Source organism: Stenotrophomonas sp. YJH_SMC_12-1 (assembly GCF_059370935.1).
This window is the reverse complement of the sequence record NZ_JCAFUD010000003.1, coordinates 67,439-90,145: the sequence shown is the minus strand read 5'-3', so window position 1 is coordinate 90,145 and position 22,707 is coordinate 67,439. Positions and strand designations below refer to the sequence as shown.

The following is a 22,707-nucleotide window of genomic DNA, read 5'->3' as shown; positions in this document are numbered from 1 at the left end:
GTGGATGAGCATGGATGGTCGCATGTAGAGGTGTTGTGGATGGTCACGCTGTATCTGTGGGTGCGAATGCTGCTTCCGCTGCTGGCGTTCGTGATCGCGTGGATGCTGCTGTCGCGCCTGAACAAGGTCCGCGTGGCGCGCCTTCCACGGGTGCCCTTGAACCTGCCCGAGCACAGCAGCAGCCCGCGCAGGAAGGACCGGCGCATCCATGCGCGCAAGCTGCGGCGCAGACCGGGCCTGCGCACCGCAACGCGCCCGGCCACCGCGCCGCGCAGCTGGAACCTCGCGGCGGTGTTCGTCTCGTTCTCCGCATTGATCGCCACCGTGCTGGTCATGCCGGATGGCGCGCGCTTCCAGGTGATGGTCGAGAGCCTCACTGGCTACCCGGCCACGATTGCAGAAGTACATGTTCCCGCTGCCGGGCAGCCTCTCGTGCTGCAGGCGTGGCAGCCCGCACTGGCGCAGCTGTCACGGCCGGTAACAATGCGCTACCCGATCGGGCGCACCGGCGGCCAGCATGACGCGCGCGCCACGCTACCGGTACAAGTGAGGCATCAGAGTGATCGGCTGCAGGTGGCTACGGCCGCGCCGGTGGATTCCGAGCTGCTGCGTGCAGAGCTTGCGCGCTTGGCGGGGCTGCCGACGGAGGCAATCACCGTCCGCCAGAGCGAGATCTCACCATGGCTGGAACCCGGCTGGACGCCGCTGGACGGCATGTAGATGCCGGGCCAGGCCAGGCCGCTGTTGCAGTAGATCCACGCCATGCGTGGATGGGCACCGTGCGGGGTCGAGCACGGCTCGACTCTACAGATCAGGACCCGCGCGGCAGCTTCGCGGCCCACATGTTGTCCACCAGATTCGGATAACGCCGGCCATTCTCTTCCGCCCGCTGCCGCGCCGCCTCTTTCTGTGCAGGCGACAGCGGCTGCGAGGTCTGGCCCTTGGGATTGGGCTTCTTCCACGGGGGTGTCTTGGTCTGGCGCATGGCCGCAGCTTACCGCTTCAGGAAGTTCAGCAGCGCCAGATTGAAGCGGTCCGCATGGCTGGTATTGCACCCATGTGGTGCGCCTTCCAGGATCACCACTTCGCTGCCCGGAATGGCCCGGTGCGTGCGCTGGCCCGAGCCTTCAAACGGCACGATGGCATCGCTGTCACCGTGCAGGATCAAGGTTGGCACCGTGATCTTCTTCAGGTCTTCGCGGAAGTCGGTGTTGGCGAACGCCTTCATGCAACCCAGCGCCGCCGTCTGGTCGGATTGATGGCAAAGCGCGATTGCGGCCTGGCGCTCATCCTCGGTCACCATCAGCTTGCCATTGGCACTGAAGAAATCGCGGGTGAAGCCATCGAAGAACGCCTCGCGATCCTTCTCCAGGCCGCTACGCATTTCGTCGGCCTTGTCCTGCGTGAGCGGACCTTCCGGATTGTCCTCACCGCGCAGCAGATACGGCGGCACCGCTGCTGCAAACACCACGCTGTGCAGGCGCTCCTGCCCGTGATTGGCCACATACCGCGCCACCTCACCGCCGCCCATCGAGAAGCCGACCAGGGTGACGTCGCGCAGGTCACGTTCCTCGATCACCCCGGCCAGATCCGCCGCCAGCGTGTCGTAGTCGTAGCCTTCTGCCGGCTTGTCAGAACGGCCGAAGCCACGCCGGTCGTAGCTGATCACCCGGTGCTGCGCGTCGCGCAGGATCGACACCTGCGTCTTCCATGCGTCGGCGGACAGCGGCCAACCGTGAATCAGAATGACCGGGCGGCCGTCGCCACCGGTGTCTTCAACGTGCAGGCGGACGCGGGAAGCAGGCATGGAACCTCCTGTGGAAGGGGAGGATTTCAGCCTATGGGCCGGCCCCTATCGCGGCCGTGATGGAATCGCCGGTCGCCATGACATCCCCTGCACAGACCACGGCCCCGACGCTGGAGCCGAGCCGCCAATGCGGGCATTCACTCCATGGAACGGCCGTTTCGTCGGACGCCGGCTGCAGCGCCCCGAACGCCATGCGAGCCTGCGTGAACCCTCCTTGGAGCTTCGCCATGCTGCTGCTCACCCTGCCCCTGCTGGCCGCCGGCCTCGCCGCCGCACCCGCGCCCTCCGATGACCTGCGCGAGCAGATCCGCCAGGCCGACACCCAGCTGTTCGCCGCCGCCTTCGAGGCCTGCGATGCTGACAAGGCCGCCGCGATGACCACCCAGGACATGGAGTTCTTCCATGACAAGGATGGCAAGTCGGCCAGCAATCGCGAGGACTTCCGTCGCAGCGTGGCCAACATGTGCAGCAATGGGCGCAAGGGCGGCTGGAGCCTGCGCCGCGAGCGGGTGGAGCCTTCGTTGCAGGTGTTCCCGCTACACGACGAGCGGGCGCTGGAAATCGGCGACCACCGTTTCCATGAACGCGGCAAGGACGGCGTGGAGCGCTGGGTGGGCCAGGCCCGCTTCATCCAGGTCTGGCGCCGCGTGGACGGGCGCTGGTTGGCCGAGCGGGTGATCAGCTACGACCATCGGCCGGCAGACTGACCCCTCGGGCGCACTTCACGGGTCGGATCTATACTTGGTGGGTCACCCCCGACCCACCGCTACCGTTCGATCGCCATGGCAGAGATCACCCCTAACCACCCTGACTACGGCCTCAACCAGCAGATCCGCCAGGGCGTGGCCGCACTGGATGCCCAGCACGGCCGTGCGTTCGACCAGACCAGCGAACGCCTGACCGCCAGCCTGACCGTGCTGGCCCGCGAGCAGGGCCTGCAGCAGGTCGACCACGTGCTGGTCAGCAACGCCACGGCCCAGCACCCTGCCGGGCACAACGTCTTCGTCGTGCAGGGCGACCCGGCCAATCCGGCGCACCTGCGCGCGATGATGCCGACGGCTGTGGCGGCACAGACGCCGGTGGAGCAATCGATGCAGAAGCTGGGGCTGGGTGTGCAGCAGCAGGTCGAAACCCAAGCGCAGGAAATGCAGAATCCCGCGCCGCGGCTGGGGTAAACGCTGCGACATGAAAAAGGGGCAGCGCGTTGCGCCCTGCCCCTGCGTTTACAGCCTGTGCACCGCTGTTACAGCTGAATCCGCGCCACACTCTCGTCAGCGCCCTTGTCGTCCTTCTCGCCGTTCTTGATGCTGACGAACAACACGTTGTTCTTAGCATCCAGCGCCAGGCTGTTCGGGTGGGTCGGCACCGTGTAGGTGGCCACCTTCTGGTAGCTGTCACTGTTGTAGGCGGTCACCGTACCGGCTTCGCGGTTGGTCACGTACAGGCGCTTGCGCGGTGCGTCCAGCAGGATGCCCAGCGGGCCGGCGTCGGTCGGGATGCTGGCCAGTTCCTTGCCGGTGCTGCGGTCGAGCACCAGCACGCGCTGGCCCGGATGCTTGCTGACCAGGCCGCTGCTCTTGGCCTGGTAGCCACGCAGGAATTCCGAGCCCTGGTCGGTCACGAACAGGCGCTTGCCGGCCGGGTCCAGCGCGATGTTCATCGGCTGCTCGGCGGCGATCTTGTGCTGCGCCACCACCTTGTTCGAATCGGTGCCCACCACCACCAGATCGGCCAGCAGGTTGCTGGTGTAGACGCGCTTGTTGGCCGCATCCAGTGCGAGGCCCGGTGCCTTCGCATTGCCCAGGCCGTCGATGGTGTTGATCACCTTCAGCGTGGTGGTATCGATCACGAACAGCACGCTGCTCACGTCCGGCTGGCTGCTGTGGCCGGTCACGTACAGGCGGTTGGCGGCACTGTCGACCACCAGCTCGCGCAGGTCGTGGGTGTAGGCGGCCTTGCCGTCCTTGCCGGTCTTCTTTTCCATCAGCTGGATGGTGCCGACCGCCTTGTTCTGCGCGGTGTCGACCACGGTCACCGACAGGTCCACGGTGTTGCCCACGTACAGGCGGTTGTGGGCGTCATCGAGGACCACACCGAAGGCTTTGCGCTCCAGCGGAATGCGGGTTTCCACGGCCAGCGTGGCCGGGTTCAAACGCAGCACCTGGGCCGGGCCGGCGTCATCGCCGAAGCCACCGGACGAGGCCACGAACACGGCGTTCTGCTTCGGGCTGTAGGCCAGCTCGTACAGGCCCTTGGCCACGGCCTGGCGCTGTACGGCGGCGGTGACACTGGCGGCGGGTGCGTTGTCGGCAAACGCGGAGGGCGCGCCGAGGCTGAGCGAAACGGCAACGGCCAGCGCGGCCGAGCGGAAGAGAGGATTACGGAACATGCGAGCGTCCTTGAATGGGCACGGGAAGGTGTCCTGGCTCGCTGGGCCGTACTGCGACGGCCCGCCCCGCATCTGTCTGCGCGGGGTGGGCTGGCTGGGGTTGCGGGGGAATGGTAGCAGGTGGGGGGCGTGGCGTGCGCCGGCGCGCGTATGGCAGACGCGCGGGTTACTGCTCCTTCAACCGCAGCGAATCGGCCACATCGGTCTTGGCCGCCACTTCAGTGGCGATGCTGGCGCGGCGGTGCCCCGGGTCGTTGCGGTCGCCCTGCACGATGAAGATGCTCTCCGCCGCATGGCTGCTCTTGGTCGGCTGGCTGAGCAGCACGTGGTCCACGCGCGAGAGATTGTTCTGCTTGGCCAGCACCAGCAGGCTGGCGCTGATGCGCTGGCTGGCGGCATCGAAGGGGCGCCCGTGCGCGGCATCCAGTTCGGCCACTTTCTGGATCAGCTGCGAGAACAGGCGATGGTCCGGATGCGAAGGGTCCAGCAGCGTGCCGGCCACTTCGATCGGCGTCGGTGGCGGTTCATCGATCGCGCGGTCGCCCTGGCGATGATGTTCGGCCTCGCGCTCGGGCATCGCGTGGTGGGTTTCGGCATTCAGATCGCTGCCCGGGAACGGCGCGGCAATGCACTGGATTTCCGGCAGGTTGAACAGCACCGCGAACTCGCCCAGGTTGCTGCCGCCATCCAGCGTCGCCGGCAGTGGATGCAGGCCAGCGTAGTGCAGCGCCGCCCAGACGAAATCGCTGCAGCGGTTGATGGTGGCCGGGCGGTCCACATCGAATTCGAACTCGGCCGGTTCCTCGGCGAAATCACGCAGGCAGCCGTAGTGCTCCTCGGTGATTTCCAGGGTGCGGCTGTAGTAAGGGTCCAGATGCTCGTCAGCATCGTCGTGGCGCACCTGTGCGTACTGCACGCCGGTGCGGGTTTCACCCGGCGCGTGGCGCGGTGGCGCGAAGCCGTAGCTGTGGGCCTCGTCGCCCGCAGCGACCTGCAGGTACATGTGGCCGCGCGGCGAGATGCCCCCACTTTTCAGCGGGGTGCCGGGCGCGGCCAGATAAAGGGTTGCGGTGTAGCGTGTTGCCTGCTCCATGCCTGTTCAGCCTTGATGGGTACTGCGGTCCTGGGCGGATGATGGCATAGGTGGGATGGGGGGCAGGTGCAAGAAGAGAGGACGCCGATCGCGACTTGCTGAATATGTGAGCCAGCGTGCAGTACTGGACCCGGGCGTGAGCAAGGTCCCGGCAACGACTGGAGCTTGCCATTCCACCGTTCTATAGTCGTTCCGGTCATGCAAGGGAATCGCCCATGAGCAGAGCGCCGGCTTGCCGGCTTGCCTCCTTCGCCCTGGTGGCGGTGCTGAGCACCACCGCCTGCGCGAAAGCCCCATCTACGGAAACGGGCCCGAACGACCCCCCCATGTCCGAAGCCGCAACCAGCCCCCGTACGGTGGGTGGACATACCTATACAACGGAGCCCGTAGAGGCACGAGTGGGCCCGCGCCGCTTCATGTTCCCGGCCAACCTCTACTACAACCAGACGGGCCCCCTGGCCGATGGGGGCGTCATGCTCACGGTGTTCTGGCCGGATTTCGATGCAGCGCCTCCCGGTGATCGCCCGGTTCGCAGCTCGCAGGACAGCCGGCGGCAGGTGCTGGTCGAGCTTAGGTACATCGATCGCGTTCCCATCCAGAACTATCTGGCACGTCGGTCCAGCAGTGAAGCCAGCAGCGCGCCGGGATCACTGGAGCGAAGGGACCCGGTAGAGAACCTCGCGCTGCGCGTTGCACAACCCGAACGCTGGGGTCTGACGCCGTATGCGATCGACCCATCGTTGATGGCAGCCTATGCAAAGGACTCGGAGGCTGCTCTGGGCAGGCCTTACGTGCACAACCCAGGAATGGAACCAGACTGGTATGTGGCCCGCTCGGCGGAGGGCCAACTGACAACGTTCATCAGCTGCGACCCGGCAGACCGCATTCCTGACGGACTTGTAGTTCAGGGAAAGACACTTGAACGCGCTGGCGAAGGCCAGATCGCAATGTGCCGCCATTCCATCGTGGACGTGGGCGACAGCATCGCCATCGAGATGAACTATGCACGCGTCATGCTGAGCGACTGGCAGCGCCTGGAAACCAGCGTTCATGATCTTCTGGAACGATATCGCGTTCAGCCGTAAACCGCATCTCAAGGATGAATCATGAGCGGACTTACCGATAAGGACATTCGTGTCCTGTCCTCCTACGCGAAGGAGGGAAATCGCGAGCTGTACTGGAACTATCTCGCGCAGCTTCCCGACAATGATGGCTACGGCCTGCTTGCGTTGGGTGTTGTGCGCAACGACAGCCTCCCCGGCCGGGTGGCCAACAGCTTTGCAAGCGCCGTTGCCGAGCAACAGGCCACACTGTTCGGCAACGAGAAGAACGTAGCGTTCACCGAACGCAGGCAAGAAACCTTCGGCCAGGATCTGATCAGGAACGACCTGGCGGAGCGCAAAAGTTGGATGGAGGCCGGCAGGCCTGATCTGGCACTCAACCTGCCCTATACGAGCACGCTCAAATCCCACGATGTTTCGTTCGAAAAGAACGACCTCAATGTGAACTGCTGGACGCCGCGCTTGCTGCTGGTGTCCACGGAGCACAAACGCGGTGAGCAGGCAGCCGAAAAGGTCTGGCAGAACATGCTGGACAACAGCGCTGCCGGCGCATTCCGTGCCGGCAAGACGGCCGTCAGCGTGCACCTGGATATGCCGCAGCCCGCTGGGCATTTCTACTTCGTTGAGCTGAGCAAGTTCGAGGGCGCAGCACTCCTGCAGCGCGACGCCGTAGATCCGAACGTGATTGGCACCAAGTTCGACTATCACAGCTACGACCCCAAAGACGGCAGCTGGAACCGCACAGTGGGCGTTCCCCCACTCGATAGAACAACCAAAGAGACCGATCCCGCCGAGATTTCCGCGTTGAATGAGACCCGCGAGGTTCGCTTGGAACGCGAGGCCAAGGCGAAGCAGTTTCATCCTGAAGATCCCTACAGAGAGATCGCCAAGAGCCCGCGCGTGGTGTCGACGCAGGAGCCCGAGCCTCTCTTTACGGAAGGACGCCGCGTCGCGGCGATGGAACCAGGCAGCCCGGACCACGCGCTTCACCAGCAGATTCGCCAGGGCGTCGCTGCACTGGACGAGATGCACGGCCGCCCCTTCGACGCGACCAGTGAGAACCTCGCCGCCAGCCTGACAGTGAAGGCACGCGAGCAGGGTCTGGAACAGGTGGACCATGTGGTGCTGAGCAACGCCACGGCCAATCAGCCGGCGGGTCACACCATCTTTGTTGTACAAGGCGACCTATCCGACCCTGCCCACCTGCGTGCAGGCATGCCCACTGCCGTGGCGGCACAAACGCCGGTGTCTGAGTCGCTGCAGCAACTGGCCGTGGTGGGCGATCAGCGCGAGCTCGCCCGCCAGAATGCGCAGCAGGCGCTGGATGCACGTACGCAGGAACAGCAGAGCCACGCCATGCGCATGGGCTGATCGCCCGGAGGGAGGCGGCCTCCTCCCTCCGGGCCAGAGATTGCAGTCCCTGAGACCTTCCCAGGCCAGGGGTGCGTGTGAGCTTCGTGCCCACGACTGAAGTATCCTGGTTTGGGAGCTCCTCACATGTTCGCCGCACGAATCTGTATCTCGTGCTGCACCCGCTGGTCTTCCAGCTGCTGGTCCATCTGATTGGCAAGCGCACGCTGATGCGCTTCGCGGCTGACGGAGTCGAACTGCTGCAGTGATTCCTCCACCGATGTCTGCGCCGCCAGCTCGGTCGGCATCGCAGCGCGCTGATGGGCCGGATTGCTGGGCTCACCCTGCACCACGAACAGCGTGTGCCCGGCCGGGTGTTCGCGCGTAGCGTTGCTCACCAGCACATGGTCCACCCGTTCCAGGTCGTTGTCCTTGGCCAGTACCAGAAGGCTGGCCGTCATCCGCTCGCTGACTTCATCGAAGCTGCGACCGTGCTTGGCGTCCAGCGCTTCCACACCCTCGCGGATCTGCTGATACAGCGCGTGATCGGGGTGGCCGGGCTGCGTGGGGTCCTGCAGCGCCCGGTGCGGGCCCGATGGCTCATCCGGTGCGGGCGCGGCCGGTTCAGGGCCTGGCGCTGTCGTGGGCTCGGTAGGAACAGTGAAAGCCGCAGTGACGGGCTGGAGGTCATCCAACGGAGCCGGTTTGGGCTCTGGCACGTGATGTGCCGCTTCCTGCTCCAAAGGCCATGGATCGCGCGCAGGCTCAGCAGGCAGCGGCTCCTTGAAGGGCACCGGTTCCACCTCCTGAACTGCCATGTCCTGCTTTGGAGTGGGAGCAACCGCAGGCACCGGGGCCATCTTCTCCGGCTCCGATGCCTGCTCTGTGCGCTGCGTGGGCATGGTCTGCGTTGCCGCTGCCAGAGGCGTGTCAGCGTGTGGCGTCGCGCGCTCAGGTGCGGCCGGGTGCGCCTGCATCGGCCCAGCGGGCTCCGGCGTCTGTGAGGCGGTACGGTTTTCGGTAGGCGCCTCGTTGTTTGGATGGGGCTGAGGTTGAGGCTCCGCCTCGCGTCCCGGCGGATCGCGCTGCTCGGCGTGTCGCTGAGGCGCGGGCTTGTCCTGGGGGGCGGGCGTAGGCGGTGGCGTGACCGCTACCGCGGGCGGCGCTGCCGCAACCGTTACAGGCGCGACGGGCTGCGCAGTCGCCGGCTCTTCAGCCCGCGCTTCCACGTTTCCATCCTGCTCAGATGGCTTGTCGCCATGTGCCACCTGCGCGGCTGCTCGTGCAGCCTGTCCTGCATCTACCTGCGCAGCACCCAGCCGATTGGCTTCCTGCAGTGCCTGCCGGTACGCCTCCTGCTCACCCGCCGACAGTGCAGCAATGCGCAGCTCGGGCGAGTCCGGCAACGGCGCCTGCTCATTGGCACGCGCGCGCACCTCATTCCATGCGGCCTGCAACTCCTGCGTGCTGGTGGTCGCGACGGCACGCGCCACGCCATCCTGACCCACTTGGTAATGGGTGATGGGCCGGGACGCGCCCGCGTTGCCCTCGGCTACAGGCCCCAGTTCCTGCAGCGTGGGACCCGTAATGCCGTGCTGCTCGCGCGTGCGCGCCGTGGCCAAGGCAATGGCCTGCTCCCACGCCGGGGTCAGCGCAACACCCGCAGCGTAGTAGCTGTGGCGCAGCTCGTTCTGGTTCACTTCCGCCGCCGACGGCAGCGGCCGCGATTCCAATGCGGCAATGGTCTGGTTGAACTGATCGAGCGACGGCTGCTGGATGGTGCGGGTCAGCTCCAGCTCCAGCGCCATGTTCCCCTGTGCGTTCTGGCCAGCATGGCTCCATTGTCCTGCTTCATCGCGCTGATAAAGATGGCTGTCGGAGCCCTGGATGGCGTCGGGCTTGGCACGGGCCTGCTCTACCGCTTCCGGCACCAGCGGCACGAAGTCACTTGCCCGTGTAGCAGCTCGGGTCTCCAGATAGCTGGCGGCAATGGCGGCCTTGCCGTTGGCGATGTTGTTCTCGATGCGTTGCACCGCCTCGCGATTCAACTCGTTGGCGCGCTCAGGGCTGGCGGTCTGCGTCTCATACACACCCCGGTCGTTGGCACCGGACACGCCAATCTTGACCTGCCGCGTCCACTGTTCAGTCTGTGCATCGCGGTACCAGTTGGGATTGTCCAGACGGCCCTCGCCGTCCTTCGCCGGGATGCTGAAAGGATCCTGCGGCGGCATTGCCTTGCCCAGCGCCAGCTCTACCGCCTTTACGTGGGCGTATGCGCCCAGCTCGCGGGCCTTCTCGTAACTGGCGCCCACACTGCGCTCAGCCGGATTGCCCAGGCCGTCGCCCGCGCTGTCCATGACCGCTTGGCGCTGCCAGTTGCGGCCATCGAACTGCCATGTGACATCGGCCTTGTCGGTCTGCCGGTAGACGGCGCGGTTGTCGAGCAGATCGGCGCCCTTGTCGAATGCCTTGCTCATCAGCAGCGCATCGCCCGCGACGATAGCCGCAGGGACGAAGCTGGACGTGCCGATCACCGACGCGGTAGCCATACCACCGACCCAGCCACCGCCGTTGCGCGCCAGAGCGTGGGTGAGCTCGGACTGGGCGGCGGTGCCGTTGCCTTCTTCCAGCAGCTGTGAGGTGCGGCGGGCGGTGATGACGGCATCGGCGCCGGAGGCAAGCAGGCCACCGGAGCGGATCAGTTGGCTGGTGGAGGCTTCGCCGAGGAGGAGGTCCAATGTCGCACCGCCTTGCTGCGAGCGCGGGCTGCGAATGCGATGCCCGGCCTCCTCGCCGAGCACGCGCTCGACCGTCTGGATACCCGGCTCTGTCAGAACAACTCGGCCACCGTGGTGGGCATTGGAAATGGCAAGCGACAGGCCGCTTCGCTGCAACTCAATGTTTCCACCGCGAGTCAGTGGCTTGGCGTCATACTCGATTCTATTGAGCGTAGTCACAATACCACTTTCGGAATGAGTGACAGCCACCCAGCCAAGGTCGACCCCGGTGAAACCTTTCAAGGCTTGGATCTGAGCGATATGCCTTTGGTGGTACTCAGGAACTCCGTCAAAAAAATCCCGGATTCGTTTGTTCGTGATCGCAGGCGTGCTTCCCAGCGGAGTATTCGTGTTGAGATCGCCGTTGATCAACCCGACCTTGACGGTGTCTCGCAATGCTTCTACACGTGCCATGACTCTATCGAGGGCGTCAGAGTCATTCAGCAGCGCGGCCTTACCGTCTCGCGTTCTCTGAATCTCGTTCAAGCGCCGAATCATTCCGTTCTGGTATTCACCCAACGGTCCGCCACTGTGAGGCGTAATGCCCATCGCATCTGCATAGGCAGGGTTTGCGGGGAGGAATAGCCGGTTCTCTTGGGCGTGAATATTGAATCGCCCGGCCTCCTGCAGCTTTGCGAGCAATGGGCTGTGCCTCAGCGTCTGCTGCTCAATCGCGTGATGGTCCTGCAAATGAGTGGAATGTCCAGCCACAAATCCTCCTTGACTCAAGCATCGCCTGGTCTCAGCAGTTCACCGCGTCATAGAACCACAGACCGTTGGACGTACCGCTGGCGATCAGTCCCGCGGCTTCGACCGCCTCCTTGAAAGTGCGGTCGCAGAAGACACCTTCGTAGTAAGGGAGCCGGAATACGTGAGCATCGCCGATGACCTCCCGCTTGAACGCCAAGCGGACGTCGCCAGTCAGATCGTAGTATTTCCCCTCTTCATAGTCGTCACTCACGATGATCTTCAGCTGGGATGCTGCCTCATCCAAGGCATCAATGGTTCTGATGACATCGCAAAGGAAATAAGGGCCACCCATTGCTCCATCAGCGAGTCGATAGTCAGTCTCCCTGAACGCAAAAGCTCCTGGGTCCACGGCCGCCATCACCTCCCGGAGACGCCCGGAAACGAGCCAATAGCCGCTCATCCCAGCTTCAAGATCCTCCGGTGGCCACCCTTCGCTTGGGTAATACACCAGGCGCGGGGTCTCGCGCAGAGGCGGGAAGCCCCCCTGATCGGGACGCAAGAGGAAATTTGGAGGGGTCTTCAAGGAAGACTCGTTCTCAAAAACGACGCCATGCCCTTTGCCGCGCCGTCGGGCATCTGGGCGCAACTCGAAGAACTCGCCCTTCTTTGGGAGATTCGAAGTCATTGCTTGTCTCACCTCAGAATCAATCTAAATAAGCGTGCCAAGAGCTTATCAGAGGGCGCCAACCTTCCATGCCCTCTTCGAGTCATGCCCGCGCGCTCACAGCCCGAAGCCCCCTCCGGAAAGCCAACCGCGCACTGGGCCGGCATAGCGCACTGCTGCTTTTCTCCGACGCGTGGTATCAGGCACCAGGAGGAAGTACTCGCCAGGAACAGCATGGGGTGGCTTCGACGGTTCCATGCTTTTTCCTATCTTCCAGATGTTTGCACTCCAACGTAGAGACATAGCCGGGTTTCGGGAAGGCATCGACTGTCAGTTATGTGAAGGCCAGCCACTCATGAATTCTCTGCCGGCATGGGCTACACCCTATATATCCGCGGCATCCGTCAACCACACGCCGTCGGCATCGCTGTCAGTCTCTATACCGGCTGCAGCCACTGCGTCCCTAAACACGCGGTCACAGAACACAGAGCCGGAGAATGGAGTCCTGAAGACGTGAGCCTGCCCCAGCCTCTCCCGGTCGAACGTCACACTCGCACCGCCGCCCAAGTCGTAGAACTTCCCGTTGATGAATTCCTCGGTGGTGTCGATGAAGAGCTTGGACGCACCTTCGTCCAACGCGTCAACGACCTGAACCACGGTGCACAGGAAGTGGCGATCACCCCGGCTACCGTCTTCCAGGCGATAGTCGGCTTCCGCAAAGGTGAAGGCGTGAGGATCCACGGAGATCATCACGTCATGCAGCCGCTCAGAGACCAGCCAGTAGCCGCTGAACCCCGACTCCAGACCCCGAGGCGGCGGTCCTTCGCTCAGTTTAAGTACCAGGCGCGGCGCCTCGCGAAGCGAGGGGACGCCGCCATCCTCCGGCAGCAAGATCATGCGAGGGAGAGACAGCAGGCGATCCAGATTCTCGAAGACGACCCCGCAGGCAGGGCCGCTTATCGCCCCTGGCTCAAGGAGAAAGAACTCCCCTTTTCGAGGATGGCGGGTTGAAACCGAATCCATGCGTTGCCTCCATGTCATTGTCGCTCCGACGGCGGAGCGAAGGTCTCCATCCATTCCCGATCATGTGAAGGCGATCGGTGAATGTTCACCCGAACAAGCCGCAGCCCATTTCTACCCTGACTTGCACGGGCCGGCAATCGGACCAGAACGAAATCAAATGATTGCCGAGCTCCTCTCCCATCCTGTGAGATCTACCGCGGCCAAACTCAGCTCCCCCTCTGGAGGACGACTGTGACCAGGATCGAACCTACATGGCTGGAAACCTTCGACAAGGAGCTCCTACACCTGTTCGCCATCGACCATAGCGATGCCGGCATGGATGAGTACCTGCTGGGCTGCTACGCAGACCTGCCGCCACGCGAGGCGGCGCTGGCGTTCGGAAGCGACTACGACCTGGAGCGCGACGATGCGCTGTGGCCTCGGTCGGGCTTAGGGGTGCAAAGTTAAGCTGTGTCGCAATCGGCACGCCGCGCGTGTCAGCTCGGCGGGCTAGGTGTCGCTTTTGGGATCCTACACGGCTGCAAACCGTACTTTTTGAAGCGCATTCGGGCGGTAGCTTAACAACGGCCGAAACCACTGCACCGCAAGGGTTATGTCGCGCGTGCGCCATGCAACAATGCCGTAAGCGTCAGCATTTGCGGCCTCTGCGGCCTACGGTTTCTTGGCATCTCGCAGCCATGCGAGTACACCTTGGCATGCCACCTCACACAGGGTGGCACGGGCGTCGAAAACCCGGTCAACAACCATGTGTTTGCGCTTGTCAGCCGGCGTCACGTTCGTGTGACGCCGGCTGGCAATCCGTTCGCGGTCCATGGCGGGCGGTGCGTGGGGGTCTTCGGACCCGCCGGATTGGTTGTTGACCGGTTTTCGAGCCTCGCATCGTCCGCCACTTTTATCGGTGGCGCTGCTGTCTGTCCTGTACGGAGCATTGCCATGAACACATCGGACTTCCGTTCCCTGCACGCGCAGTACGATCCGGACAACGCCGAACCCGACCGCGAACGGTCCATCGATCCCAACGCCTTCGTCGCCACGTTGCATCGCATCGGCACTGGTGCGGCTGCGGACGGCCAGCCTTGGCCGGAGCGGCATCAACTGCCTGGGCGTTGCCTTCAACTGGCGGATGCGGATTGCGCGTTGGCCGGCTTGCGCGTGGTGGCGGAGTTGATGCTCGCTGCTGAGCGGACTCGGCAGAACGGCGCGCCCGAGGAGTACCTGGGGGATCGGGTGATGGAAGGGTTGAAGATGGCGTGTGTGGCGTTGACTGCGCAGGTGGCTGAGCGGTTGCACGTGCGGGAATAGCCCAGTTGGATCTGGCCGTGTGTCACGTAGCTGCTGGTCGTCCACGTGCTATCGGCTGACGTCGGTTGGAAGCGCCCTTGCGGATTCCACAAGGCATCCCCGATTCGGAGATGCCTACCTCCGGTGATTATTTCCTACTTACGCAGCAGTACGGCCCGATGGTAATTCAGGTACGAGACCTGCGCCGCCGAGAACGGAACGCTCGGAATCTTCTGCACCACATCCCACCTCAAGCGCACTGCCTCCGGCAACTGCTTGCTCAGAATTAGCCGGCCGTCATCTTCAAAAGAGATGTATCCACGGTCGAATAGCCGATCGATATGGGGCGCCAACATCAGCCCATTGCTTCCATCAAGGCGCTCAGAGTTGGTGCTCTTCGCCCAGGGCTTAATGTGGCTAGCGACGAGAAACTTGGGCTCACTCGTGCCGGTAACGCGGCAGACCTTTTCGATGTCGCTCACGTTCTTACGGTAGATTCCCTGTCCCACTCTGGCATTGATCAGCTGGGCCTTCACTGTCTCGCCAATATTTTTGTCTTCCTTGATCTCCTTGACTCGCACCTCGTCTTGCCAAGCGCTCAGGTCATCAACGTCAACGTTGAGCAGCGACAAAAGCTCAGTAGCCATTTCCGGCGGCACTGGGAACAGGTAGGCCTGGTTAGCCTTGCCATCCGGCTTCAGCGGCGAGTACTTCATCGGAAGACGCGGCCGAATCTTCGCCATATGCTCGCTCACCTTTAGCGGCGATTCCACCAGGTGATAGTCAACCGGAACGGCCCAGCCGTCCCTGCGCCACTCGTTGTCCGTCTTCTTGAAGTCATCAGGGCGATCTTTCGCATAGTGCGCGCCATTGACGATTGCGACAGCCTTGATTCGAGTGTTGGCAAATGCAAAGACCACATCACCCGGACGCACCTGAGTCATGTGCTCATAGAAGGGATTCGTCTTCCCTTCTACATTGGTCTTCGGCGACCACAAGTAGCCTGCCTTAACAGCCCGATCAAACGTCTGCTTCTGGTTCACCCACCAGTACGCCATCCTCGCTTCCCCTGTCTCATCTAATTGATGCGGCCTATTGGCCTCCGAGACGGGATAGTACCTTTCGATGTCGTAATCAGCACACTCTCAAGGCAGCCCAGCATATGCACGTGTCGACCCGTATGCTCGCTAGCCGAGCACCGGCTGATCTGACAGTGGCGCAGGAGTTCCGAGCACTGGCGAGTCACTCTCATATACTTGCTGGCGAGGTACCAGCGCGATTCTCATCGACTGCGCATCGGCGATCTCGTTGCGCGCTCGCTTAGTGTCACTTTGGGGGGGGGCGGAGCTCTGCTGTTCCGCTATTACTATCTACATATTATCGATCCCCGGGCTTTTCAGGGCCTGCGGCGAAGATTTAATCACCCAGGTGGACCACTAAGCTCGATCTAACGCAGCTATTACAGAGCAAGGTCGCTCGTTCGCCGTCCTTACCTATATAAGTCTCAAGATGGTCGGGTAGCAATCCAAGGGGCCACCAGCCTGGCGTACGCTTCATTGCTACTTGCGTACGCCCATAGCCAGGGAAAAAACCAACTATACAGTGATCGGCAGGAGCATCCATGCCAAAGCAAGAAGAGCTCCTGTTAGGAAATAGAGCTCTCCTGGGGTAAATATTTAGACTAAAGCCTCTTATAGTGATTCCAAAATGCTTCCGACAGCATTTTATCGTCCGTCTGAATTCTTATAATAGACTCAGTTTGAGACTCTACGAGCTGGAGATATCCCTTACGGGACTCGTGCTGGCGCAGCTCGTATTTCATCTCATTCTCGAATATTCTATCCAAAAGCAAAGCAACGTCAGTAACTGATGTAGTAACGATCGCACCAACTGCAACACCGGTTGAGAAATTTATTAGCCTTGAAAGAGGATGAACCTCCTTGTAAAAGTTATTCCTCGTCTCGTTATCACAGAGAAAGATAACATTCTTTCCAAGACTAAGGGCCATTGCAGCCTCAGCATCCTTACCGTAACTTTCCTTTTCACCCGCACAGTATATTAACACCTTAGAACATCTAACCATAAGACATTCAATCAAGCCCTTGTCTTGATGGCCCTCAGCCGCACTCATGGTGGGATCGAAATATCGAAGATGCAGATCCGCGACTGCTTGATCACCGAATATCGATTCACACTTTTCCGCCATCTGCCTAAAGTCCTGCCTAGTCCGCATACTCGTGGCAACATAGACATCCAGATCATTAACAAGCGAAAGATAGTGCTTTGTATTCTGAAGAGCCGCCTCTCTAGCTTTCTTGAATTTCGCGGCAACTTTATTATAGTTCTCAACAAGCTCGTCTTCCGAGCTGACGTCATGACTTAATATATCGTCAGCCGAAAAAATAAACATCTGCTGCCTTGGCTCCTTCTCGTCACCAAGAAGTTGGGTGATGGAAATCGAACCACCGCTCCGTTTCGCATGGGCTCCCCACGCCTCACGCATGTAATTCAGAAGCTCCCCATTCTCCGGCATGTCACCATATGATTTACATGCCATCTCCGATATCAAGTATCTATCGTCCTTGGAGATTCCGCGCATTTCGAGCGCGGGCCCGCGCGCTTTAATGGCATTCGTATCGAAGAACAAAGGCTTCAATCTCGCCTCAATCGCCTCCAATCCAAGTGAACAGCTGCTTCGAAAGTACGCCCGCACGTTACCGCAAAGAAGCAGGCCATCCATGAATATTCTATATAGCCCATGAAAAAGCTGCTCCACGCTCCTAATATCATCATGAGCGGCATACGACTCGCTATAATTGGGAACGTTAGATACTACGTATGGAGAACGCCCCCCATTGCACCAGTAGAACTTGAAGAACTCATCTGAGACCGCCATCTCTCGTTTGTATCCAAGCAACTGGTTCAGCTGCACCTTGGATAGCGGATCACTCGGAATATTAAGCACTCTCTCACAAACGAATTCGTGCTCATTCCCCCACAGCAAAGATTCAATACCATCCCCACTAGCATTAAAAACCGCGTAGGTTTCTTGCAACTCCGTCTTATCCACACATCACCTCATGTCCCTCTGGATGATTGGAAGGTCAGAATAGTAGTATAGGCACAGCCCATACTCAGAAACACCGCTCGTACATCGGGGCAAAGCGGGAGTCGGCGTATACTCACACGCGCTTATCGAATTCAGGTGCGGCGAGACTTTCGACAGCTCCTTCTCTTTCGAAGTTCCACCGTGCAAGACCGCAACCAGAGCAGCGGCCAGACCGAGAATAGCGGCTGCATAGAATACAATTCTGAAGCTCTGACTATACGAAATCCCACCCTTCTCGGAACTTTGAAATGCATGATCTTTCGTGAATATTGCACATGCCGAGCCCCCACCATTACCTTCCAGCTCCATCAGCGCGGCCTCGGCCTTCTTAATCATCTGGGAAGTCCGCCTGTCCAGCCGTTCAAATACAAAAGAGAGTAACGGGACTAGAATAAATAGAAATACAGACCACTTTCTATTTTCAGCACTCCCGGCAATAAGAACCCCCCCGCCAAAAATGGCGGTAACGAGTGTGATATAGAACTGAAAAACCGCCATTCGCTGTGCTGCATGTATTGAGAAATAATTCCACGCATATGTTCGATCATCCATGCAGCAACCTCAGGCAGTCCGGCGTATAGAAAAAGGGCGACCATCTCTGGTCGCCCTTTTATATTTCATCTAATTAAAAAATCAAACCCCAACAGGATTAGCCTTCTCCGGGTCAATCTTGTACTGCTTGATCGCCCGGGCCACATCCTTCGCGGTCATCTTCCCTTCCTTTGCCAGCGCCGCAATCGCGGCATGCGCGATGTAGTAGCGATCCACCTCAAAGAACCGACGCAGGTTCGCACGCGTATCCGAACGGCCGAAACCATCGGTACCCAGCACCGTATAAGACATCGGCACGAATGCGCGGATCTGATCCGCATACGCACGCACGTAGTCGGTGGCGGCAATCGCCGGGCCCTGGCGGCCTTCCAGCAGCTCGGTCACGTAGGCCTTGCGCTGCTCACCTTCCGGATGCAGGCGGTTGGCACGTTCCACGTCGAAACCATCGCGACGCAGTTCGTTGAAGCTCGGGCAGCTCCAGATGTCGGCGGTCACGCCGAAGTCCTTGTCCAGCAGCTCGGCCGCGGCAATGGCTTCGCGCAGGATGGTGCCCGAACCCAGCAGCTGCACGCGCAGCTCGCCCTTCTTCGGCTTGCCGGCATCGGTCAGCAGGTACATGCCCTTGACGATGCCTTCGGCCGCGCCTTCCGGCATTTCCGGGTGGGTGTAGTTCTCGTTCATCAGGGTGACGTAGTAGTACTCGTCCACCTGGTCTTCCATCATGCGCTTGGTGCCGTGCTGCAGCACCACGGTCACTTCGAAGCCGAAGGTCGGGTCGTAGCTGCGCACGTTCGGGATGCCACCGGCCACCAGATGGCTGAAGCCATCTTCATGCTGCAGGCCTTCACCGTTCAGCGTGGTGCGGCCGGCGGTGCCACCCAGCAGGAAGCCGCGGGTACGCATGTCGGCGGCCTGCCAGGCGATGTCGCCCACGCGCTGGAAGCCGAACATCGAGTAGTAGATGTAGAACGGCAGCATCGGCACGTTGCTGACCGAGTAGCTGGTACCAGCGGCCATCCACGAGCTGATCGCACCCGGCTCGCTGATGCCCTGCTGCAGCACCTGGCCGCTCTGGTCTTCGCGGTAGAACATCAGCTGGTCGGCATCGACCGGCTTGTACTTCTGGCCGAACGGCGCGTAGATGCCGATCTGGCGGAACAGGCCTTCCATACCGAAGGTACGGGCTTCGTCGGCCACGATCGGCACGATGTGCGGGCCCAGTTCCTTGTCACGCAGGGTGATGTTCAGGCTCTGCACGAAGGCCATGGTGGTGGAGTAGCTGCGCTCGCCGCTGCTCTTCAGCAGGCGCTCGTAGGCCTCCAGCTTCGGCGCCACGAAGGTCTTGTCGGCCTTGCGGCGGCGCTGCGGCAGGTAACCGCCCAGCGCGGCACGGCGTTCCTGCAGGTACTGCACTTCCGGCGAATCCGGGCCCGGGTGGTAGAACGGCACCTGGCCGTCGGCCAGCTGCGCGTCGGTCACCGGAATGTTGAAGCGGTCGCGGAAGTGGCGCACCGCTTCGTCGTCCAGCTTCTTGGTCTGGTGGGTCGGGTTCAGTGCCTCACCGGCGCTGCCCATGCCGTAACCCTTCACGGTCTTGGCCAGGATGACGGTCGGCATGCCCTTGGTGTTCACGGCCTGGTGGTAGGCGGCGTACACCTTGTGCGGGTCGTGGCCACCACGGTTCAGGCGCCAGATGTCGTCGTCGCTCAGGCCGGCGACCATCGCAGCGGTTTCCGGGTACTTGCCGAAGAAATGCTCGCGGGTATACGCGCCGCCGAAGGCCTTGCAGTTCTGGTATTCGCCGTCGACGGTTTCCATCATCAGCTTCTTCAGGACGCCATTGGTGTCCTTGGCCAGCAGGGCATCCCAGTAACCGCCCCACAGCAGCTTGATCACGTTCCAGCCGCCGCCACGGAACACGCCTTCCAGTTCCTGGATGATCTTGCCGTTGCCGCGCACCGGGCCATCCAGGCGCTGCAGGTTGCAGTTCACCACGAAGATCAGGTTGTCCAGGCCTTCACGGCCGGCCAGGGCGATGGCACCCAGGGTTTCCGGCTCGTCGCTCTCGCCGTCGCCGATGAAGCACCACACCTTGCGGTCGGACTTCTCGATCAGGCCACGGTTTTCCAGGTAGCGCATGAACTGCGCCTGGTAGATGGCGGCCAGCGGGCCCAGGCCCATCGACACGGTCGGGGTCTGCCAGTAGTCCGGCATCAGCCACGGGTGCGGGTACGAGGACAGGCCACCGCCGTCCACTTCCATGCGGAACTTGTCCAGCTGCTCTTCGCTGATGCGGCCTTCCAGGAAGGAACGCGCGTAGATGCCCGGGGCGCTGTGGCCCTGGATGAACAGCAGGTCGCCCGGGTGGTTTTCGCTCGGGGCGCGCCAGAAGTGGTTGAAGCCCACGTCGTACAGGGTGGCGCCGGAGGCGAACGAGGCGATGTGGCCGCCCAGGTCACCCGGCTTGCGGTTTGCGCGCACCACGGTGGCCATCGCGTTCCAGCGGATGATCGAACGGATGCGCCATTCCAGCTCGGCGTTGCCCGGGCTCTTGGCCTCGAACTGCGGTTCGATGGTATTGACGTATTCGGTGGTGGGAGAGAACGGCAGGTAGGCGCCCGAACGACGGGTCAGTTCCACCATGCCTTCCAGCAGCTGATGCGCGCGCTCGGAGCCCTCGACATCAATAACGGCCTTCAACGACTCGATCCACTCCTGGGTTTCCACAGGATTCGGGTCGTTGTTCAGCACCTCGTTCAACCAGTTCATTAGCGCTCCCATAACCGCACGCACGCGCGCGACTGTTGTATAGATTTCTAGACCGCAAAGTGTAGCGCACCAAGGGCTTTCGTCACTTGGCTACGCAGGCGTATGGATGCAACCGGCCAGTGTCCGCAAGGGGCTTGCCGGGCCCGCTGAAGGCCCTGCGGCGGGCCTTGGTGGCTGCGCGGGCTGTCGCTTGCGGGCCGCTGCGCCCATGTGCAGGACGCAGTGTTACCGCTGCCGATGACGGTTGTAGGGCAGCGCCATGCCCACCTGTATCGGCTGCGCGTGCTGGCGCTGAACCGGCGACAACGTGTCGCACCTGCCTCTGGATTGGCCCCCACCCTGCCCTCAGGGTAGGCCTCGAGTGTTGGCCTCGCCCGCTTCGGTCCGCCGTCTGGCCCTGCCTCGCTCCCTTCCACAGTGTTGCCCGGGGCGCCTCGCAAGGGGCGCCCCTTTTGCCGTGCGCGGGGCTGGCCGTGGCCCAAAACTGATCCGCTTGTGGCCGGATCGGTGATTGTCGTCTTCGATATATCGATATATCGTTTGCACACTCGTTTACCGATATATCGAAATGAGCCGCACCGCTTCTCCCAGAGCCCGTTCCACCAATCCGGAAGTGCCGCGCCGCAACGGCCAGCCGCGGGTGCTCAGCCGCGGCGACCTGCGCCTGCTGGTGCTGGCCCTGATCGGCGAGCAGCCGCGCCATGGTTACGAGCTGATGCAGCTGATCAGCAACCAGTTCATGCAGGCCTACACGCCCAGCGCCGGCACCATGTACCCGCTGCTGGCCAGCTTCGAGCAGGCCGGCTGGATCGAGGCCGAGGAAGTGGATGGCAAGCGGATCTTCCGCATCACCGCCGCCGGCGAGTTCGAGCTGAAGGTGCAGCGCACCCAGGTACGCCTGGCGCAGCGGCGTGCCTTCGACCGTGCCCGCGAGATCACCAAGGCCTCGCTGCCGCCGCCGCTGGCCACTGCCCTGCGCGAGTTCAAGCGGGCGCTGGTGCATCACCACGGCCGCTGGGCCGAGGGCGAGGCGGACGAAGTGGCGGCGCTGCTGACGCGGGCCTCGGCCCTGCTCAACGGTACGGTCGGTAGCGAGCAACCACCGATTTCAACGACCCAGCCAGACTGACGCCAGCCAGGTCTCCCCTACGCCGCGCGCCCCGCGCGACACCTTTACAGGTAACCCCCATGACCGAACACAACAACACGCGCCTGCGCCTGGATGTGCGCTTCCGTGAACTGACCGTGCTGCGCACTGAAGAGGTCACCCCGCACATGCGCCGCATCGTGCTGGGTGGCGAGGACCTGGCCGGCTTCGATTCGCCCGGCGCCGACGACCACATCAAGCTGTTCTTCCCCAACGCTGCGGGCGAGATGGTGCTGCCGGTGCTGACCGCCGAAGGCCGCAGCTACCCGGATGGCAAGGAGCCCTCGCCCGCCCGCGACTACACCCCGCGCTGGTGGGACCACGAAACCGGCGAGCTGGCCATCGACTTCGTGCTGCACGACCAGGGTATTGCCGGGCCGTGGGCCGAGCGCGCGCAGCCGGGCGACGTGCTGGTAATCGGTGGCCCGCGCGGTTCGTTCGTGGTGGCCGACAGCTTTGATGCCTATGTGCTGATTGGCGATGAAACCGCGCTGCCGGCCATCGCCCGCTGGCTGGACGTGCTGCCGGACGCTGCCGAGGTGCAGGCCTTCATTGAAGTGAGCGATGAGGCCGAACGCCAGGACCTGCCGCAGTACGAGAACGTGCGCATCCACTGGCTGGAGCGCAATGGCTTCCCGGCGGCCAGCAGCACGCTGCTGGAAGACATGCTGACCGACTTCGAGGCCCCGGACGGCGATGTCTTCTACTGGATCGCCACCGAATCGCGCCGCGCACGGATGATGCGCAAATTCATCGAAGGCCACCTGGGCGTACCGCGCGACTGGATCCGCTCGACCGGCTACTGGAAGGCGCACCCGGACGAAACCGACGGCGGTTGATCCAAAGACGGTGGGTGCGGCCCCTGCCTGGTAGGTGCGGCCCGTTGGTCCGCACGCCCTGCAACAGGTAGTGCCGGCCGCTGGCCGGCAACCTCATGAACCTTCGGCAGGAACCCGCAATTGCCGGCCAGCGGCCGGCACTACCACGCGGGGTAC

General features: G+C 62.3%; 20 protein-coding genes. 9 read left to right on the top strand and 11 right to left on the bottom strand.

Going from position 1 to position 22,707, the window contains the following annotated elements:
- The first annotated feature begins 39 nt into the window (after positions 1-39).
- Positions 40-720, top strand: coding sequence for a hypothetical protein (locus tag AC5P8Y_RS06595; protein WP_111108518.1), 681 nt, complete (start codon positions 40-42; stop codon positions 718-720).
- 91 nt (positions 721-811) lie between these two features.
- Here AC5P8Y_RS06595 and AC5P8Y_RS06590 read toward each other — a convergent pair whose 3' ends face one another.
- Complete coding sequence (locus AC5P8Y_RS06590) at positions 812-985, bottom strand: hypothetical protein (RefSeq protein WP_005412082.1); 174 nt, start codon at positions 983-985, stop codon at positions 812-814.
- A gap of 9 nt (positions 986-994) precedes the next feature.
- A complete protein-coding gene (locus AC5P8Y_RS06585; RefSeq protein WP_111108519.1) occupies positions 995-1,807 on the bottom strand; it encodes an alpha/beta fold hydrolase in 813 nt (270 codons plus the stop codon).
- A gap of 227 nt (positions 1,808-2,034) precedes the next feature.
- Here AC5P8Y_RS06585 and AC5P8Y_RS06580 point away from each other — a divergent pair, with 227 nt between their 5' ends.
- Together AC5P8Y_RS06580 and AC5P8Y_RS06575 are read left to right on the top strand one after the other, a co-directional pair.
- The gene (locus AC5P8Y_RS06580; RefSeq protein ID WP_495201868.1) at positions 2,035-2,514 is read left to right on the top strand and encodes a YybH family protein; all 480 of its coding nucleotides are present in this window, start codon (positions 2,035-2,037) and stop codon (positions 2,512-2,514) included.
- Positions 2,515-2,589: 75 nt separating this feature from the next.
- Entirely contained in the window at positions 2,590-2,982 is a 393-nt protein-coding gene (locus AC5P8Y_RS06575) for an XVIPCD domain-containing protein (protein ID WP_111108521.1), read from the top strand.
- 68 nt (positions 2,983-3,050) lie between these two features.
- On the opposite strand, the gene AC5P8Y_RS06570 is transcribed toward AC5P8Y_RS06575, so the two are convergent.
- Together AC5P8Y_RS06570 and AC5P8Y_RS06565 are read right to left on the bottom strand one after the other, a co-directional pair.
- Positions 3,051-4,196, bottom strand: coding sequence for a YncE family protein (locus tag AC5P8Y_RS06570; protein ID WP_495201867.1), 1,146 nt, complete (start codon positions 4,194-4,196; stop codon positions 3,051-3,053).
- Positions 4,197-4,362: 166 nt separating this feature from the next.
- Entirely contained in the window at positions 4,363-5,289 is a 927-nt protein-coding gene (locus AC5P8Y_RS06565; protein WP_495201866.1) for an XVIPCD domain-containing protein, read from the bottom strand.
- A 326-nt stretch (positions 5,290-5,615) separates the two neighbouring features.
- Here AC5P8Y_RS06565 and AC5P8Y_RS06560 point away from each other — a divergent pair, with 326 nt between their 5' ends.
- Both AC5P8Y_RS06560 and AC5P8Y_RS06555 read left to right on the top strand, forming a co-directional pair.
- Entirely contained in the window at positions 5,616-6,374 is a 759-nt protein-coding gene (locus AC5P8Y_RS06560; protein ID WP_260290061.1) for a hypothetical protein, read from the top strand.
- 21 nt (positions 6,375-6,395) lie between these two features.
- Positions 6,396-7,721, top strand: a complete 1,326-nt coding sequence (locus tag AC5P8Y_RS06555; protein WP_111108525.1) for an XVIPCD domain-containing protein — start codon at positions 6,396-6,398, stop codon at positions 7,719-7,721.
- 122 nt (positions 7,722-7,843) lie between these two features.
- Here the strand turns inward: AC5P8Y_RS06555 and AC5P8Y_RS06550 are convergent, their stop codons facing one another.
- The 3 genes from AC5P8Y_RS06550 to AC5P8Y_RS06540 form a co-directional block, all read right to left on the bottom strand.
- Positions 7,844-11,188, bottom strand: a complete 3,345-nt coding sequence (locus AC5P8Y_RS06550) for an XVIPCD domain-containing protein (RefSeq protein WP_146257000.1) — start codon at positions 11,186-11,188, stop codon at positions 7,844-7,846.
- A gap of 31 nt (positions 11,189-11,219) precedes the next feature.
- A complete protein-coding gene (locus AC5P8Y_RS06545; protein ID WP_111098388.1) occupies positions 11,220-11,852 on the bottom strand; it encodes a DUF1629 domain-containing protein in 633 nt (210 codons plus the stop codon).
- A 363-nt stretch (positions 11,853-12,215) separates the two neighbouring features.
- On the bottom strand, positions 12,216-12,854 hold the full coding sequence (locus tag AC5P8Y_RS06540; protein ID WP_111108527.1) for an imm11 family protein: 639 nt from the start codon (positions 12,852-12,854) through the stop codon (positions 12,216-12,218).
- A gap of 231 nt (positions 12,855-13,085) precedes the next feature.
- Between AC5P8Y_RS06540 and AC5P8Y_RS06535 the strand changes: the two genes are divergently transcribed.
- Together AC5P8Y_RS06535 and AC5P8Y_RS06530 are read left to right on the top strand one after the other, a co-directional pair.
- Positions 13,086-13,301, top strand: a complete 216-nt coding sequence (locus tag AC5P8Y_RS06535) for a hypothetical protein (RefSeq protein ID WP_111108528.1) — start codon at positions 13,086-13,088, stop codon at positions 13,299-13,301.
- Between the two features lie 486 nt (positions 13,302-13,787).
- Positions 13,788-14,156 (top strand): hypothetical protein, encoded by a 369-nt coding sequence (locus AC5P8Y_RS06530; protein ID WP_071306540.1) that lies wholly within the window; start codon positions 13,788-13,790, stop codon positions 14,154-14,156.
- A gap of 134 nt (positions 14,157-14,290) precedes the next feature.
- Here AC5P8Y_RS06530 and AC5P8Y_RS06525 read toward each other — a convergent pair whose 3' ends face one another.
- From AC5P8Y_RS06525 to aceE, 4 genes are all read right to left on the bottom strand, one after another.
- Entirely contained in the window at positions 14,291-15,178 is an 888-nt protein-coding gene (locus AC5P8Y_RS06525; protein ID WP_164227247.1) for an HNH endonuclease, read from the bottom strand.
- 638 nt (positions 15,179-15,816) lie between these two features.
- Positions 15,817-17,205 (bottom strand): hypothetical protein, encoded by a 1,389-nt coding sequence (locus tag AC5P8Y_RS06520; RefSeq protein WP_146257001.1) that lies wholly within the window; start codon positions 17,203-17,205, stop codon positions 15,817-15,819.
- A gap of 3 nt (positions 17,206-17,208) precedes the next feature.
- Complete coding sequence (locus AC5P8Y_RS06515) at positions 17,209-17,796, bottom strand: hypothetical protein (RefSeq protein WP_146257002.1); 588 nt, start codon at positions 17,794-17,796, stop codon at positions 17,209-17,211.
- Positions 17,797-17,877: 81 nt separating this feature from the next.
- Positions 17,878-20,565, bottom strand: coding sequence for a pyruvate dehydrogenase (acetyl-transferring), homodimeric type (gene aceE, locus AC5P8Y_RS06510; RefSeq protein WP_076739825.1), 2,688 nt, complete (start codon positions 20,563-20,565; stop codon positions 17,878-17,880).
- 568 nt (positions 20,566-21,133) lie between these two features.
- Here aceE and AC5P8Y_RS06505 point away from each other — a divergent pair.
- Both AC5P8Y_RS06505 and AC5P8Y_RS06500 read left to right on the top strand, forming a co-directional pair.
- Entirely contained in the window at positions 21,134-21,694 is a 561-nt protein-coding gene (locus AC5P8Y_RS06505; RefSeq protein ID WP_111108531.1) for a PadR family transcriptional regulator, read from the top strand.
- A gap of 59 nt (positions 21,695-21,753) precedes the next feature.
- Positions 21,754-22,551 (top strand): siderophore-interacting protein, encoded by a 798-nt coding sequence (locus tag AC5P8Y_RS06500; protein ID WP_111108532.1) that lies wholly within the window; start codon positions 21,754-21,756, stop codon positions 22,549-22,551.
- Positions 22,552-22,707 lie beyond the last annotated feature (156 nt).